Here is an 846-nt window from a genome sequence, read left to right on the forward strand (position 1 = left end):
CCTCCATGCCGAGCGCGCCGCCGGAATCGACCACGTAGCAGCAGGTCGCTCCGTAGCTCTCCATGAGCGCGGCCTGTGCGGCCAGCTTCTCCGGCGTTGTCATGTGGCTCATCATCAGGAAGCCGACCGCCTCCATGCCCAAGGTCCTGGCGGTCTCGATGTGCTGCCTGGCGACGTCCGCCTCCGTGCAGTGCGTGGCGACCCGCACGATGCGGGCACCGGCGGCATAGGCCTCCTTCAGGTCGTGCACAGTCCCGATGCCGGGCAGCAGCAGCGTGGTGATCTTCGCCTTCTTCACGACCCCGGCGGCCGCCTCGATCCACGCGACGTCGGTATGTGCGCCGAATCCGTAGTTGAAGCTCGACCCTCGCAGGCCGTCACCGTGCGCGACCTCGATGGAATCCACGCCGGCTTCGTCCAATGCTCTCGCGATGTTGCGGACCTGCTCGATGCTGTACTGGTGACGGATCGCATGGCTTCCATCGCGCAGCGTCACGTCCGAAACATAGATCTTCCTGTTCATCTTCGACTCCTCTAAAAGGCGGGGACTAGGCCCTCGGCCATGCGTTGTGCGATGCATTCGGCCGTCGACATGGCCGCGCTGGTCATGATGTCCAGGTTGCCCGCGTACGACGGGAGATAGTGGGCCGCGCCCTCCACTTCCAGAAACACCGTGGTCCTTAGCAGGATGCGGAAATACTCCCCTCCAAAGCGAGTCATCTTCTTCGGCGAAGACTCGTTTTTCAGATGGTGCAGTAAGCAGCGATTTCGGGAGCCGTTTTCGCTGATTTGAGGGTGTTTTGCGAGGCTCTGATTGCCTCAGAGCCCCTGCGGACGGATTTGTCC

1 protein-coding gene and 1 pseudogene are annotated in these 846 nt (G+C 62.5%); both read right to left on the minus strand.

Annotated elements, in window-relative coordinates:
* The coding region (dmpG, locus tag AC1DY5_RS57360; protein ID WP_478122995.1) for a 4-hydroxy-2-oxovalerate aldolase at positions 1 to 523 on the minus strand (523 nt) is incomplete at its 3' end.
* Positions 524 to 534: 11 nt separating this feature from the next.
* Positions 535 to 684, minus strand: a pseudogene (locus AC1DY5_RS57365) (acetaldehyde dehydrogenase); the annotation flags it as partial.
* Positions 685 to 846: the final 162 nt, after the last annotated feature.

Source organism: Variovorax sp. P4_D9 (genome assembly GCF_056401695.1).